Source organism: Aquirufa avitistagni (assembly GCF_042715545.1).
Lineage (GTDB): Bacteria > Bacteroidota > Bacteroidia > Cytophagales > Spirosomataceae > Aquirufa > Aquirufa avitistagni.
The window spans coordinates 1,277,709-1,293,132 of the sequence record NZ_JBBKXZ010000001.1 but is presented as its reverse complement, the minus strand read 5'-3'; the positions used below and the strand labels follow the sequence as shown (position 1 = coordinate 1,293,132).

13 protein-coding genes are annotated in these 15,424 nt (G+C 39.0%); 3 read left to right on the top strand and 10 right to left on the bottom strand.

Annotated features, from left to right (window positions below; all coding sequences use genetic code 11):
• Positions 1-57: 57 nt before the first annotated feature.
• On the top strand, positions 58-1,461 hold the full coding sequence (fumC, locus tag U0R10_RS05675; RefSeq protein ID WP_377982980.1) for a class II fumarate hydratase: 1,404 nt from the start codon (positions 58-60) through the stop codon (positions 1,459-1,461).
• 70 nt (positions 1,462-1,531) lie between these two features.
• Here fumC and U0R10_RS05670 read toward each other — a convergent pair whose 3' ends face one another.
• From U0R10_RS05670 to U0R10_RS05655, 4 genes are all read right to left on the bottom strand, one after another.
• Complete coding sequence (locus U0R10_RS05670) at positions 1,532-1,867, bottom strand: hypothetical protein (RefSeq protein WP_377982979.1); 336 nt, start codon at positions 1,865-1,867, stop codon at positions 1,532-1,534.
• A 22-nt stretch (positions 1,868-1,889) separates the two neighbouring features.
• On the bottom strand, positions 1,890-2,243 hold the full coding sequence (locus U0R10_RS05665; protein WP_377982978.1) for an ArsR/SmtB family transcription factor: 354 nt from the start codon (positions 2,241-2,243) through the stop codon (positions 1,890-1,892).
• Positions 2,244-2,553: 310 nt separating this feature from the next.
• Positions 2,554-5,010 (bottom strand): bifunctional UDP-N-acetylmuramoyl-tripeptide:D-alanyl-D-alanine ligase/alanine racemase, encoded by a 2,457-nt coding sequence (locus U0R10_RS05660; RefSeq protein ID WP_377982977.1) that lies wholly within the window; start codon positions 5,008-5,010, stop codon positions 2,554-2,556.
• An 84-nt stretch (positions 5,011-5,094) separates the two neighbouring features.
• Positions 5,095-6,285 carry a phosphoglycerate kinase gene (locus U0R10_RS05655; protein WP_377982976.1) on the bottom strand — a complete coding sequence of 397 codons (1,191 nt, stop codon included), beginning with the start codon at positions 6,283-6,285 and terminating at the stop codon, positions 5,095-5,097.
• A 163-nt stretch (positions 6,286-6,448) separates the two neighbouring features.
• On the opposite strand from U0R10_RS05655, the gene U0R10_RS05650 reads away from it, so the two are divergent.
• Both U0R10_RS05650 and U0R10_RS05645 read left to right on the top strand, forming a co-directional pair.
• On the top strand, positions 6,449-8,101 hold the full coding sequence (locus tag U0R10_RS05650; RefSeq protein WP_377982975.1) for a VRR-NUC domain-containing protein: 1,653 nt from the start codon (positions 6,449-6,451) through the stop codon (positions 8,099-8,101).
• A 127-nt stretch (positions 8,102-8,228) separates the two neighbouring features.
• On the top strand, positions 8,229-8,561 hold the full coding sequence (locus U0R10_RS05645) for an HPF/RaiA family ribosome-associated protein (protein ID WP_377982974.1): 333 nt from the start codon (positions 8,229-8,231) through the stop codon (positions 8,559-8,561).
• 38 nt (positions 8,562-8,599) lie between these two features.
• Here the strand turns inward: U0R10_RS05645 and U0R10_RS05640 are convergent, their stop codons facing one another.
• The 6 genes from U0R10_RS05640 to U0R10_RS05615 all read right to left on the bottom strand — a co-directional run bounded on the left by U0R10_RS05640 (position 8,600) and on the right by U0R10_RS05615 (position 15,424).
• Entirely contained in the window at positions 8,600-10,039 is a 1,440-nt protein-coding gene (locus U0R10_RS05640; RefSeq protein ID WP_377982973.1) for an AAA family ATPase, read from the bottom strand.
• 1 nt (position 10,040) lies between these two features.
• Positions 10,041-11,159 (bottom strand): vWA domain-containing protein, encoded by a 1,119-nt coding sequence (locus U0R10_RS05635; RefSeq protein WP_377982972.1) that lies wholly within the window; start codon positions 11,157-11,159, stop codon positions 10,041-10,043.
• Between the two features lie 108 nt (positions 11,160-11,267).
• Positions 11,268-12,524, bottom strand: a complete 1,257-nt coding sequence (gene metK, locus U0R10_RS05630; protein WP_377982971.1) for a methionine adenosyltransferase — start codon at positions 12,522-12,524, stop codon at positions 11,268-11,270.
• A gap of 61 nt (positions 12,525-12,585) precedes the next feature.
• On the bottom strand, positions 12,586-13,776 hold the full coding sequence (locus tag U0R10_RS05625; protein WP_377982970.1) for a lycopene cyclase family protein: 1,191 nt from the start codon (positions 13,774-13,776) through the stop codon (positions 12,586-12,588).
• Positions 13,777-13,785: 9 nt separating this feature from the next.
• Positions 13,786-14,655 (bottom strand): lipoyl synthase, encoded by an 870-nt coding sequence (gene lipA, locus U0R10_RS05620; RefSeq protein WP_377982969.1) that lies wholly within the window; start codon positions 14,653-14,655, stop codon positions 13,786-13,788.
• A gap of 10 nt (positions 14,656-14,665) precedes the next feature.
• Complete coding sequence (locus U0R10_RS05615) at positions 14,666-15,424, bottom strand: hypothetical protein (protein ID WP_377982968.1); 759 nt, start codon at positions 15,422-15,424, stop codon at positions 14,666-14,668.

The following is a 15,424-nucleotide window of genomic DNA, read 5'->3' as shown; positions in this document are numbered from 1 at the left end:
TGTTGGTTTTGGTGGTATTTTTGTGAATTGCTTACAAAAATAATACAAATAGCCATTATGGAATATAGAATTGAAAAAGATACGATGGGTAAGGTGAAGGTACCTGCACATGTATACTGGGGCGCACAAACGCAGCGTTCTATCGAGAATTTTCCCATTGCTCAAGATATCAATAAGATGCCGAAGGAAATTATTCGGGCATTTGCTTACTTGAAAAAGGCTGCGGCTATCACGAATTTCGAGGCGGGTGTATTAGAGGAAGCAAAGAAAAATTTAATTTCAGACGTATGTGATGAGATTTTAGCGGGCCAATGGTCGGATCAATTTCCTTTGGTCGTGTGGCAAACAGGCTCCGGTACGCAATCGAATATGAATTGTAATGAAGTAATTGCCTATCGCGCGCATGTGATCCAGGGTGGTGATTTGATGGATGAGCAAAAGTTTGTACATCCAAATGATGACGTGAATAAGTCGCAATCTTCAAATGACACATTCCCAACGGCCATGCACATTGCTGCTTATCAAGCCTTGATGGAAGTAACCATACCTGGTATCACCAAGCTGCGAGATACCTTGGATGCTAAAGCCAAATCCTTTAAAAATGTTGTTAAAATTGGCCGTACCCATTTCATGGATGCAACGCCTTTAACATTAGGTCAAGAGTTCTCGGGATATGTATCCCAATTAAATCATGGGTTGAAAGCGATTAATAATTGTCTGGATCATTTAGCGGAATTAGCGCTAGGAGGAACGGCAGTTGGAACTGGAATTAATACTCCCAAAGGTTATTCAGAGAATGTTGCGAAGCATATTGCAACCTTGACAGGATTGCCATTTAGAACAGCTGAAAATAAGTTTGAAGCACTTGCTGCGCACGATGCGATTGTTGAAGCTCACGGGGCTTTAAAAACTGTTGCTGTTAGCTTAATGAAGATTGGAAATGATGTGCGTATGCTATCATCAGGTCCTCGTTCGGGTATTGGGGAGATATACATTCCTGATAATGAACCGGGGTCATCTATTATGCCTGGTAAGGTAAATCCAACGCAGTGCGAGGCCATGACGATGGTTGCTGCGCAGGTTTTAGGCAATGATGTAACTATAAATATTGGTGGAGCTTCAGGACACTTTGAATTAAATGTCTTTAAGCCAGTAATGATTTACAATTTCTTGCATTCAGCACGCTTAATTGGTGACGTATGTGTGGCATTTAATGATAAGTGTGCCGTAGGTATCGAACCATTACATGAGAACATTGCCAAGCACGTGAATAATTCTTTGATGCTGGTAACGGCTCTAAATACGAAGATAGGTTACTACAAAGCTGCTGAAATTGCCCAAACTGCCCATAAAAATGGCTCTACATTGAAAGAAACAGCTATTGCATTAGGTTACTTGACTGCTGACGAGTTTGATGCGTGGGTTCGGCCTGAGAATATGGTAGGAGAGATCAATGTATAAGTAGATAAAAAATACGCGATTCTCGCGGCTTTATTATTAAAGTGCCTCATATGATCCATATGGGGCTTTTTTATGCCATTTCGCGCAATTCTACTGAATAATAGGTGTTGGGGAACGGAAAACTTTCTGCTACAGCAGTAGCCTCTTCCCAGGTAGACATAATTAAAGTAATGACTTGGGAGATCTCTCCTCCATCAATAAGCTGAACTATCTTTTGTTCAATTTTTCCACTGGCTGAAAGATATAGACTTTGACCCGAAAATTTCTGGTATAACATGTCTTGATATTTTTCTTTCACCGACTTTAACCATGTCCGAATTTGATCTAATTCCTCTGCCGATGCTAGACTATTTTCACCAGAAATTCCAGCTACAGGTCCTCGAATAATGATAACAAATCGTTTCATTTAAATTGTACTTTTTTTAGTTTTAAAATTCACTTTGAAATTTATCAAAAGGATTTTCTGGTTTCTGTTTGGCTACTCTAACCACACGCTCTTTGTTTAATTTTGCAGGAATACTACCTGGCAGTAGGGGAGACAACCAATCCGCTAAATTAGCCAGTGTCTTTACTTCTAATGCATAATATATAAATACGCCATTGCGTCGTGTGCTTACAATGCCAGCTTCCTTTAACACCGATAAATGCCTTGATATCGTAGGTGCTGCATAGTCAAATTGATCGAATATGGCACTCGCTGGAAGTTCACCATCTTTTAGTAGTTCGATGATTTTCCTTCTAGATTCATCACCTATCGCCTTACTTATAACTTCAATAGACATTATTTAATTACTTATTTAGCTAATTTAATATATTCTAAATTACTTTCAAAATAAGCTTTTTGAAACTATTGGATTTTTAATTAGCCTATCCACTAATTATTTAGTCTAATTGCTAATTAAAATTACCTAATCAGCTAATTAATTGTCAAAGTAGCTTATAATTATTAGTTTAATAGCTAATTATATGTTTCAACTTATTTTAATTGACTTTGTTATCAAAATTTAAGGTTGTCTAGCTCATTTAGACATAAAAAAGCCACTCTATTTCTAAAGTGGCTTTCAACTAAATATTATTGTTTTCTAGCTGTCTTTATTCGCGAACGTATACTCTTTTTACCCTTTCTGAAATATTAGTCATAATTTCATAGGGGATGGTTTGTGCCAACTTAGCTAGATCTGATAATTGAATTTTTCCACCAAATGCGATGGCTTCATCTCCTTCTTTAACTTGCGGTATATTACTTACATCTACCATGCACATATCCATGCAAATATTGCCAACCGTTGGGCAGAGAACTCCTTGTATTTCAAATGAACCTACTCCATTACCTAAGGCTCGATTATAGCCATCTGCATAGCCAATGGCTAGTGTAGCAATTTTGCCGTTTTCTTTGAATTGTCCTAATCTTCCATAGCCAACAGACTCTCCTTTTTTTACATTTTTGATTTGAGATATGTATGTTTTAAGTATTAATGCGTTTTCTAGAGACTTTTTTTCGATCAAATTCCCTGTAATTCCATATAAATTGATGCCTAATCTGACCATATCTAGTCTGGATTCTGGATAATTTTGGATGGCAGCAGAATTGGCAATATGCCATAAGGGTCTATGACCTAATTCTGTACTTATTGATTTTGCTGCATGTTTGAATTGATTGATTTGATTTTCAGTGAATTCTTTGTGTTTAGGGTTTTCTGATGCTGCTAAATGGCTAAGTACACTAACAACCCATAAATGTGGCATTTGACCCAGTTTCTCAGTTAATTGATCTATATCTTCCGGTTCAAAACCTAGGCGTTTCATGCCTGTATCTAATTTGATATGAATCTTAATGTTCTTTCCATGGTGGAAGCAATATTCATCTATGGCATCTAGCATACTGAAACTATAGATTTCAGGCTCTAGTGCATACTCTATGATTTTTTCAAATTCTTCTATTTGTGGATTCATCACCATAATAGGTGTATAAATGCCATTTTTGCGAAGATTGACTCCTTCATCTGTAAACGCTACCGTCAGATAATCAATACCTTGAGATTGTAATACTTTAGCTATTTCAATAGCTCCTGCTCCATAAGCATGTGCTTTAACCATACCCATGATTTTGGTATCATTTCCAATTGTCGATTTATAATAGGTTAGGTTATTTTCTATGGCCTCTAGATTTATTTCAAGTTGGGTGCAGTGTGTTTTTGTCTCGAGCGCATTGACTATTTTTTCGAATGAAAATTTTCTTGCTCCTTTCAATAAAATGACTGAATCATGTACCGTATTTAAATCTCCAGAGTCAATTAAATCTTCTGTTGATGAATACGTTGAAATTTGATTGAATAGATGTTTATTTCGTTCTAATTGACTACCTATACCTATGACGTGATCGATTCGATGATGCTTGATCAGTTGGACGATAGTTGGATATAAATCACCCTCTTTTTGCCCCGTTTCCATGAAATCACTGATGATAAGGACTTTTGATTTTTCCTCATATCGTTTGAATAAGGGAAGGGCCAATCTTAGACCATCCATGTCATTATTGTATGAATCATCAATAAGTTGATTATTTCGTACGCCCTCTTTGATTTCTAGACGCATGGAGATGGGCCTGATTGCCTTGCAAGCAAGTTCAATTTGGGCTTTATCTAAGCCTAGTACATGTGCCTGAATGATGCAATGTGTTATATTCTCAAGTGATGCTTCATCACACAATTCAACGTGTAGATCTAAAAATACTTCAGATTGATTTTTTTTCTGAAACTTTAGCTGGCTTCTCGTACCGTTTATTTTCCAATAAACAAAGATGGATTGGTTCGGGTCTGTGGTACTCCAGGTTACCAACTCGCATGTTGGATTATTTTTTTGCATCTCCAAACGAATCCATTCATTCGTTTCTTCACTTGCGCGATAGATTAGTTTTTTGCTATGCCAAAAGAGCTTTAATTTTTCGGTCAACTTTATTTTATCTGTTTCAAAATGTTGACTGTGTGCTTCGCCAAAATGCGTAAAAATACCATATTCAGGATGTATGATGGGTTCTAATTGCCCCATCTCATTCATTTTTGAAATTCCAGCTTCAAAAATCCCTAGCGTATGATGCGATTGAATGGCCCATATAGATAGTGGAACGCCAATTTGTGAGTTGAAACTCTTAGGACTACGCACGACATTGAACTCATTTTTGGTCAAGGTATATAGCCACTCTTTGCATGTTGTTTTACCATTTGATCCCGTAATACCTACTACAGGTAGATTAAATGCAATACGATGCAAATGAGCTAAATTCTGTAATGTTTTGATGCTATTGTCTACGACCCATATCGATGTATTGGTCCATTGGCTTGCTTTTTCGGGGAGTTGGCCTACCCAACTACCTTTTTCAACGATAAATTCACGAACCCCTTTTTGATATAATGTCTCCATATACTGGTGGCCATCATGGTTGATTCCACGTACAGCAACGAACGCCGTGTTTTCTGGATCGTAAATTTGCCTACTATCAAGGCTAATGTAGGTTGATTTTAACTGTATAGGTTCGTTTGGATAGATCATTTCTAAAGTATGAGAACAATAGGCTAAAAATACAAAAAGGCGAGGAAATGTTTCCTCGCCTTCAAAAATAATACGTACGTTTTTTTACGCTTCTAAAGCAGCTACCCCAGGTAATGTTTTACCTTCCATATATTCCAATAATGCACCACCGCCTGTAGACACATACGAAACGCGATCTCCATAGCCTGCATTGTTTACTGCTGAGGCTGAGTCACCACCACCAATTAACGAGAATGCACCATTTTCTTCGGTAGCTTTTACGACCGCATCGGCAATGGCATTCGTACCAATAGCAAAATTTGGAAACTCAAACACGCCCATTGGACCATTCCAAAGAATCGTTTTAGACTTAGCAATCACATCTTGAAACAATTTAACTGATTCTGGGCCAATATCTAATCCTTCCCATCCATCAGGAATCTCACCACGACTAACCGTTTGGCGATTTGCATTGTTGTTGAAATCGTCTGCACAGACATTGTCAACAGGCATAATTAAATTAACACCCTTTGCTTTCGCTTTCTCGATCAGAGATTTGGCTAATTCAACTTTATCGGGCTCAGAAATTGATTTTCCGATTTTTCCTCCTTCAGCTAGGGAGAAGGTATAGGTCATTCCTCCGCCAATAATCAGATTGTCCACCTTATCTAGTAAACGCTCGATGATTAAAATTTTATCTGAAATTTTTGATCCACCCATAATCGCCGTAAACGGACGCTCCGAGTATTCTAAAATTTTCTTCGCATTATCTAATTCCGCTTGCATGACATATCCAGCTACTTTATCCGTAAAGAACTTGCCCATTACAGCCGTAGAAGCATGTGCGCGGTGTGCTGTTCCAAATGCATCATTTACCCAAACATTACCTAGTTTGGCTAATTTTTGAGCAAATGCCTCATCACCTTTTTCTTCTTCTTTGTAAAACCGAAGATTCTCTAATAAAAGGATCTCACCAGGTTGTAAATCTGCTGCTAATGCGGTAGCATCTTCTCCGATACAATCCGTAGCAAACTTAACTTTAACCCCAAATACCAACGAAAGTGGTGTCACTAAATGCTTTAAGGAATACTTTTCAGTTGGCCCATCCTTTGGACGACCTAAATGTGACATCAAGATAGCAGAACCCCCATCCGATAAAATCTTTTGGATTGTTGGAATCGTTGCTTTGATACGTGTATCATCTGTAATTTCAAATCGCTCATTAAGAGGTACGTTGAAGTCAACACGAACTAATGCTTTTTTGCCAGCAAAATTGAAATTTGAAACCGTTTGCATAAATTTTGTTTCGTTAAAATTATATGTTTTACCTGAGATATATCAAGCCTGCAAATATAACATCATTTCTGAAATTGTTGAAAAAATCTAATTTTCTGTTTAAAATCTTGAAAATTAACTAAAAATAGTCCTATTTTAGTGTAAATATTAGCTCAATTCCGCCATGCAGACCCCTGCGCAAACAAATCTTTCATCCGACTATTATTGGGATAACTATCAATTTGTTCTGCGTTACATCAAAAAGCATTATAAAAATTTGCTAATTGAGCCTGAAATCGAATTTCTCAATCAATTTGATTTGCTATCAAAATCAGCTCAGTGCTTGTATTTGCGGCTCTGCTCACGTTCGACTACCTGGTTTCAAACACATAAAATCAGTTATCCTGAAATTGATTCATTACTTGACGCCTTGCAAGAATTAATTGATATTCAATTTTTACAGAGGTATTCAGCTGATACAATACTGCCTGAACTATTGCATGTCTTGAAAAAAGAAATATGTTTGGAAATCGCGCATCAACTTTTCCCTGATCAGAAGATTTCAAAATCATTAGCTAAGCCAAATTTAGTTGACTTATTAAGTAATCAGCCGCATCTGGGGTTGATTTCAGGTGATGATTTTATTCAGCCAACCAATAAGAGTTATTATTTATTCACTACGTTCTTGTTTTTTGGTAGCCGGCATCGCGACCTGACTGAATTCGTTGTGCGCGATTTAGGTCATCGCCAATTTGTAGATGTATCCGAGGAGGATCTAATCCCTTATTTTGCTTCGCGTAAAGAAATTGAGCAAAAATGGCAGCTTAGTTTGTGGCGTGAATGGTTTTGGGAGATTAAAGAACAACCAGATTCAGTCACATCCATTATGGCATCTTTTGAAGCTAATGTGCTTCCTATGATCTCCGATTTGACTGATTTAGTCATTCCCGCATTTGAGAAGATGCTATTTCAAGTTGGCCGACACCTCGAACGAAACCTTCAGTTGGAACACGCATTAAACATATATGCATACGCTTCATCCATAAATTCACTGGAGCGCCGAGTGCGCCTCTTGGCTAAATTAAAACGGACCGATGAAGCTATTTATTGGGCTGAGTTTGGACTTGAATACATTGAAAATCCTGCTGAAATTCATTTCTTTCAAGATTTTTTGGCAAAACAAGCCTCAAAAAAACATATCAAAAAGGTAACTAGTTCGCTCAAAGACGCAGAACTTATTGAAATCGACATATCCTGGCAAGGTAATGTGGAGCAAGGTGTTGTTGACTATTTTCAAAAACAAGGCTACTATGCCACATTTTCTGAAAATCGAATTTGGAAAAACATCCTAGGTTTATTAACGTGGGATTTACTGTTTAAAGAAAAGAAATCGGGGTATCACCACCCGTTTCAGTATGCGCCAAGTCATTATGGCCAACTAGAGTTTGCGGCCTTAAGTCAACAGGATTTTGCGTCACGTTTGGAAATTCTCGATGATGCTGATCAGGCATTAGTGTTTATGCAGGGGGTGGGGGAACGCCAACAAGGTATTTTGAATCCTTTGGTGGACTGGTACAGTTTGGATTGGGAGTTTATGGAGAATGCAATTAGGGTCATAGACCCAAAAGCATTAAGGTCTGTATTGACTTACATGTGGAATCATTTGGCTACGCATGCCAAAGGATATCCCGATTTGTTTATTGAAAAAAATGGGATTTATTGCTTTATTGAGGTTAAATCGCCCAATGATCATTTATCTGCCATACAGTATTTTTGGCATGATTATTTTAGGCAAATCGATATTCCCTTTCGATTGATTCGCGTGCAGTGGAAATAAATTGTCATGAATTACTTGACATCATTTCGAAAAAAATATACCTTTTCAACGAATCTAAAACGTTCTGTTTTTCGTTGGCTTTGCTAAGATTCCCAAAGCAACTATTCACCCTTAAAATTTAATGATTATGAAAGTGCAAGTACACGCCATTCACTTCAGTGCTGATCGTAAATTGTTGGATAGCATTCAAGCTAAGTTGAATAAGTTAGATACTTTTTACGATCGAATAACCGGAGGAGAAGTATTTTTAAAGTTGCTTACCGGAGAAGGGAAAATGCGCGAAAAGTTATTAGAAATTAAAATTGCAGTTCCTGGTGCGGTCCTGTTTGTCAAAGAAACAGCTAGATCATTTGAAGAAGCCTTAGATCTAGCACTCAATGCATTAGCCGAACAAATCAAGCGATTTAAAGCAAAAGTTAGTCAAGTAAAATCAGCCAAGCTCAATTTGGCCATGGAATAAAAAAGGAAACACCCAATAAAATTTATTGGGTGTTTTTTTTAAAGTATGCCAATCAAGTCTTTGAATTCAAATCCATTCGTCAGTCGATCTTTCCCTAATTTGTGATGTTCCGCTAAAGCCCACAATAGAAATTCTTTGATAAAATACTGATCTTCAACTGCCGCGTCACCTTGATATTTTTTCACTAATTCATTCAGTGGTTTCAAGGAATTTAACGTTTCTTGGTAGTCGGCATCCGAACTTTCATCATACAACACCAAACCTCCACCTGCGTAAATGGCCTCCATGAGTGCTGTGTAAGGGGTATCTTCGATTTTTTTCGATAGCTTCTCTATTTTAGGGAATAAACCAGGAAGGAATGTTTTAATGGCTGAGCCAATTAATTGTTCTGCCACAAATGCGGCACCCTCTTGCTCTCCTTCATATACCAGCTCTACCTTACCGGTAATTGCAGGAATGATACCCATAAAATCAGCCAGACGAACCGTCGTATGCTTCTCTTTGTTTAGCAACGATCTTCTTTCAGCGGTGCTCACGAGACTTTCTAGCATCGATATACTCATACGGGCGCTGACTCCACTTTTGATGTCAATGTATTCACTTTGACGTGCTTCAAAAATGATTTGCTCCAGTAGATCATACGCAAGATTTGGTATGTACACCCGATCTGTTTGTGATGCATTCAGGCGCGCTTCCTGTGAGGATATTTTACGCGCAACAGCAATGCTCTCTGGGTAATGTGTTAGAATTTGAGATCCAATTCTATCTTTCAATGGCGTTACGATACTTCCACGGTTCGTATAGTCCTCCGGATTTGCCGTAAATATGAATTGAACGTCCAAAGGTAGGCGTAATTTAAACCCTCTGATTTGTATATCACCCTCCTGTAAAATATTGAATAAAGCTACCTGAATCCGCGCCTGAAGATCAGGAATCTCATTAATGACAAAAATGCAGCGATTTGCACGTGGAATCATCCCAAAATGTATCACACGGTCATCTGCATACGAAAGTTTTAAATTGGCTGCCTTGATGGGATCTATATCACCAATTAAATCAGCAACAGTTACATCCGGTGTGGCTAATTTTTCAGCAAATCGATCTGAACGATGTAGCCAGGCAATCGGTGTTTGATCTCCTTTTTCTGCAATCAAATTAATCGCAAAGCGAGAAATTGGATTCAATGGATCATCATTGATTTCAGATCCCTCGATATATGGAATATACTCATCTAAAAGATTGACCATGAGGCGTGCAAGTCGCGTTTTCGCTTGTCCCCGAAGTCCGAGTAAATTGATATTGTGGCGTGATAAAATAGCTCTTTCTAATTCCGGAATGACTGAATTTTCGAATCCATGAACACCCTCGAAAACAGTTGTTCCAGCTTCCATGTGCTGGATTAGATTGTCTCGTAGTTCGTCTTTAATGGATTTGCTTTGGTACCCTGAAGCCTTTAATTCACCTAATAATTTAATCATCTTATTTGAGTCTTTTCTTTCTATTCGTTTCGTAATCTTGAAATATCATTTCCCCTAAACCGCGTAATCCAGTATAGAAGGCTTTCCCTTGGTTTGCCTCAGTAAACTTATCCACAAACTGTTGGAGATAAGAGTCGCGCGCAATCATAAATGTCGTGATGGGTATATGTAATTTACGTGCTTGAGCCGCTTGTGTGTAACATTTTTCAGTCACATAGGGGTCAAGTCCATTACTGTTCATGTAATAGCTCCCGTCTTTTTCCTTGACACAACTCGGTTTTCCGTCTGTAATCATGAAAATCTGCTTGTTGGTATTTCGTTTCCGACGTAGAATATCCATGGCCAACTGCAACCCGGCGACCGTATTGGTATGGTATGGTCCTACTTTTAAATAGGGGATATCTTTTATCGAAATGCTCCATGCATCATTGCCGAAAACTAATATATCAATCGTGTCTTTGGGGTAGCGTGTCGTAATTAATTCAGCCAAAGCCATCGCTACTTTTTTGGCAGGTGTGATGCGATCTTCCCCATACAGAATCATGGAGTGACTGATGTCAATCATCAATACCGTACTCATTTGAGATTTGTATTGGGTGTCTTCAACGACTAAATCGTCTTCCGTTAATTCAAATTCGCCTATTCCATGATTGATTTGGGCATTTTTTAAACTTTCCGTTAACGAAATCTTTTCTAAACCATCGCCAAAATGATAGGATCTAAATTCACCCGTCAATTCATCTCCTTGCCCTGACGCCTTCGTCTTGTGATTTCCAGCGCCACTTTTATTGAGATTGCCAAAAATGTTTTCTAACGCTGTTTGTCGAATGGCACGTTCGGTTTTGGCTGTAATCCCCATACCTGTACCTCCATTTTCATCTACTTCTTCCCGAATATAGCCTTTGGCTTTTAGGTCTTCAATGAAATCTTCGATGGTATAGTTTTCGTCGGTTAACTCATATTCCTTATCCAATTCCCGTAACCAATCAATGGCTTCATCGAAGTCACCGGAGGTATGGGTAATGAGTTCCTTAAATATGCCAAAAAGCTTGTCAAAAGGCGAAATGCTTTTTTCTTCAAATTCCTTGAAATAAAACCCTTTTTTACTTGATGTACGCATGTATTCTCTAACTCGTTTTCACTAATATTTGTTCAAATTAAGCGGAAAATACCCCATAAAAAAAGGTGCTCCGGGTAAGAGCACCTTTTGTATGATCATTGGGGTTGATTAAATTCCGAATGCCGACTTAACTGCATCTACGTAATCTAATTTTTCCCATGTAAATAATTCCACTTCTTTCGTTACTTTTTGACCACCTGGACCATGGAATGTTTTCGTAACAACTTCATTTTTACGACCCATGTGACCATAAGCAGCAGTTTCTGAATAGATCGGGTTACGTAATTTCAAACGTTGCTCAATAAAGTATGGACGCATATCGAAGATAGCTTCCACTTTACGTGCAATTTCGCCATCAGTTAAGTTAACCTTTGCTGTGCCATACGTATCAATAAACAAACCACATGGTTTAGCTACACCAATTGCATACGAAACTTGAACTAATACTTGGTCACACAAGCCTGCAGCAACTAAATTTTTCGCAATGTGACGCGTCGCGTAAGCTGCTGAGCGGTCTACTTTTGAAGGATCTTTTCCTGAGAATGCGCCACCACCGTGAGCACCTTTTCCACCGTAGGTATCTACGATGATTTTACGACCTGTTAATCCAGTATCTCCGTGCGGTCCACCGATCACAAATTTACCCGTTGGGTTAATGTGATACGTAATTGCATCGTTAAATAAAGCTTGTAATTCAGGCTTTAACTTTGCTTTAACGCGAGGTATAACGATTTCAATGATGTCTTTTTTGATTTTGGCCAACATCTCCGCTTCCGTTGCAAAGTCATCATGTTGAGTCGAAACAACGATCGTATCAATACGTTGTGGCGTATGATCATCACTGTATTCGATGGTTACTTGAGATTTCGCATCCGGACGTAAATAACCAATTAAGCTAGGCTCGTTGTTACGGATATACGATAATTCTTGAAGGATTTTATGTGCTAAATCCAATGCCAAAGGCATGTAGTTGTCTGTCTCTTTTGTTGCAAAACCAAACATCATGCCCTGATCACCAGCTCCTTGCTCTTCCGGATTCGCACGGTCAACACCTTGATTAATGTCGGCCGACTGCTCATGAATGGCAGATAAAATACCACATGAGTTGGCTTCAAACATATATTCAGCTTTCGTGTAACCGATTTTACGGATCACATCACGTGTGATGGCTTGCACATCCAAATAGGTAGTTGTATTTACTTCGCCAGCTAAAACTACTTGTCCCGTAGTGACTAGGGTTTCACAAGCTACTTTAGAAGTTGGGTCAAACGCCATGAAATGGTCGATTAACGCATCTGAAATTTGGTCAGCTACTTTATCGGGATGTCCCTCGGATACTGACTCTGAAGTAAATAAATAAGCCATTGGGTATTGGTTGTTAGATTTAAAAACGTGCAAATTTAAGATTTATATTCGGGCAAGGCAATCATTTTTTAGGAAAAGGTAGATCAGCTAAGGCAATTTTAAATGCAGCCTGCATAAAGGGCAGGGTAGGTACGGAAGTCATTAATTTTAAATCTTCCCACATAGTCGTCTGCTCCTCTAGAAATCTCAAAATTAGTTGAGGTCTATTTTTTTGAAATAACGATTCAAATACCTTATTTCCTTTAATTTTTTGATCAACGAGCACTTGTAAAAATACGCGGTCCATCCATTTTTTGAATGGTTTTGTATCATTCACAGGGGCATCCCAGTGTTGATTTTGCAAATTGGCAACCAACTCTTTTAATTTCCGCTGCGTACGCAAAAAGCTATATCCCGTGGTTGATTTAACAAATCCCCCGGAGGTGCCAATTTGTATTACTTTCGTGTGTAAATTTTGAGGTTCGGCTTCCGATAAAGTCATTGGAATAATGCCTGATTCCTCTTCCAAAACCAAATAATCATCTTCACTCAACCCATAGGCGCCGAATAAATAAGCCTTGATTTGGTCCAAATAATGCTGTTTTTCTTTTAATTGGCCTGAAAAATAGGTGTGTTCAAACAACGCGATTCGATCCGACGTAGGTAGTACATACATAAACTCGCAGGCAGGTGTATGCGCAATTCTAAAGTCAAACAAATGGGCAGCAGCTGGGTCAAAAATAGGAAAATTGGCTTCTATCGTCAGACCCACAAAATGTTGTTTAAGATGCTGTGGATTCGCAAGCTCACAAGGAAAGGCACTGATACTATCAAAGATCTTTTCGGTCGCGGTAAAATCACCCGCCTCTGTTCGAACTTGGGTATAACGCCCTTCGTATGAAAAGCCGAGAACTTTGGTTTGAATAAACTGAATTTTGGGATTTTGCTTTAGCTCCTTTTGGATATATGCATACCAAGAATCACTTTGAATTTTACGATAGCTAAAGGGTAAAATCGAAAATTTGTCACTACGATTATCGAACGAATGAAACCATAGTTGGTTCCAACTATGCTCCACCACCGCGTCAAATGTCTCGGGTTGATCTGACCAATAACACCACGTTTTATCCCGGGTATTTTTCTCAGCTTGATCAATGATTAATATAGAATCAAATGGTACGCTGCTTTGATTGAGGTAAAATGCCAACGATAATCCGGCCATACCGCCACCCGCTAGGATATAGGTGTATGTAGGCTGATGATGTGATGGCATGTCGCTCATTTAGATGTGTCGTTCTGCGTGATAACTTGAACGGACTAGGGCACCAGATTCAACATAGGCAAGTCCACGCTTCAGTCCTTCTTCTTTGTACATCGCGAACGTATCTGGATGAATCCATTCAATGACTTCGTGGTGCATTTTCGTCGGCTGTAAATATTGTCCTAAGGTCAATACATCAAGTCCATGGGCCACTAAATCATCCATTGCTTGAAACACTTCGTCTTTTGTTTCGCCTAGGCCCAGCATGATGCCGGATTTATTGCGTTTCCCAAATTCTTTGGTTCGTTTGATTTGCTCCAAACTCCGCTCATATTTAGCTTGTGGACGTACATAGCGATACAAACGTGCTACCGTCTCCATGTTATGTGAAACAACTTCTTGTCCTCCTTCAATCATACGAATTAAGGCATCCCAGTTGGCCTTTACATCTGGAATCAATGTCTCAATGGTCGTTGCGGGAGTTGTTTCTTTTACCGCACGAACTGTTTGGTACCAAATTTCAGCTCCTTTATCTTTTAATTCATCGCGGTTGACCGACGTAATGACCGCGTGCTTTACCTGCATTAATTGAATAGCCTCGGCGACACGTCTTGGTTCATCTTCATCATATTCTTGCGGTCTACCGGTTGCCACAGCACAAAACGTGCAAGATCGGGTGCAGACGTTGCCTAAAATCATAAATGTTGCTGTCCCTTCTCCCCAGCATTCGCCCATATTTGGGCAATTGCCCGACTGGCAGATGGTATGTAATTTATACTCGTCAACCAATTTGCGCACTTTTGCGTAATTCTCTCCAATGGGTAATTTGACACGTAACCAATCTGGTTTACGATTAGAAGATGCAGGGCTTATTTGTGGTAATTCAATCATGATTTAGGCGTTATTTCGTGTTTTTTCCCATGGAAAAACTGATGTAACCGGTTGTGTAAACTTGCCGACCGGCCGTAAGGTTTAATATGTCAATTGGTTTTGTGAAGTAATCCACCACAAAACCGATTTCTATACCAATATTATTTTGTTTTAAAGTCTCAATTTCCATGTTGACAGCCGTTTTAACGTGCCAACCCGGAACAATTACGGATTCGTTAAGTCCCTTCAATACACTGCTTTCTCCCATGATAATCACTTTTTTGTACGTATTGTCCAGCGTTTTGGCATACGGCACTTCAGCGGTGGCTTGACCGCCATTATCATACGAGATTTCCACATAATATGGCTTTTGAAGCCCGATGCTAGGCCCAGTGGAAAATAAGCCCATTAGTTTTTGCCCTCCTTCAGAGGACTTTTGCAACAAGGTCCATTGCCGTCCAAAGGCAGGTCGAATAGCAATCAACTGATTTAGTTTTCCGTCTTTGTGCGATCGTCCATTGTAGGTATAAGGGGAAGTGAACTCACGGTAGTCATTTAAAATGGCAGCTTCTAGCCCTACAAAATTTTTATTTTCTTTTGTACCCCATGGTTTGCGGAATTGTACACCTCCAAAAATGCCGGAGTTCGTTGACGTAGATACACCTAATGACCATTCGCTTGTTGACGTAGCTACGGTTTTTTTAGGGGCTTGAATTACGGTATTTTTCCGTTGGCCTAGTAAAACCAGCGGACAACAAACTACCAAGAAAACTCCCCAAAATTTACGCAT

Coding starts and splice junctions, on each gene's coding strand:
- metK (WP_377982971.1), bottom strand. CDS start 12,524: ATGGCTTATTTATTTACTTCAGAGTCAGTATCCGAGGGACATCCCGAT.
- U0R10_RS05655 (WP_377982976.1), bottom strand. CDS start 6,285: ATGCAAACGGTTTCAAATTTCAATTTTGCTGGCAAAAAAGCATTAGTT.
- lipA (WP_377982969.1), bottom strand. CDS start 14,655: ATGATTGAATTACCACAAATAAGCCCTGCATCTTCTAATCGTAAACCA.
- U0R10_RS05635 (WP_377982972.1), bottom strand. CDS start 11,159: ATGCGTACATCAAGTAAAAAAGGGTTTTATTTCAAGGAATTTGAAGAA.
- U0R10_RS05650 (WP_377982975.1), top strand. CDS start 6,449: ATGCAGACCCCTGCGCAAACAAATCTTTCATCCGACTATTATTGGGAT.
- U0R10_RS05615 (WP_377982968.1), bottom strand. CDS start 15,424: ATGCGTAAATTTTGGGGAGTTTTCTTGGTAGTTTGTTGTCCGCTGGTT.
- U0R10_RS05625 (WP_377982970.1), bottom strand. CDS start 13,776: ATGCCATCACATCATCAGCCTACATACACCTATATCCTAGCGGGTGGC.
- U0R10_RS05660 (WP_377982977.1), bottom strand. CDS start 5,010: ATGATCTATCCAAACGAACCTATACAGTTAAAATCAACCTACATTAGC.
- U0R10_RS05640 (WP_377982973.1), bottom strand. CDS start 10,039: ATGATTAAATTATTAGGTGAATTAAAGGCTTCAGGGTACCAAAGCAAA.
- U0R10_RS05665 (WP_377982978.1), bottom strand. CDS start 2,243: ATGTCTATTGAAGTTATAAGTAAGGCGATAGGTGATGAATCTAGAAGG.
- fumC (WP_377982980.1), top strand. CDS start 58: ATGGAATATAGAATTGAAAAAGATACGATGGGTAAGGTGAAGGTACCT.
- U0R10_RS05645 (WP_377982974.1), top strand. CDS start 8,229: ATGAAAGTGCAAGTACACGCCATTCACTTCAGTGCTGATCGTAAATTG.
- U0R10_RS05670 (WP_377982979.1), bottom strand. CDS start 1,867: ATGAAACGATTTGTTATCATTATTCGAGGACCTGTAGCTGGAATTTCT.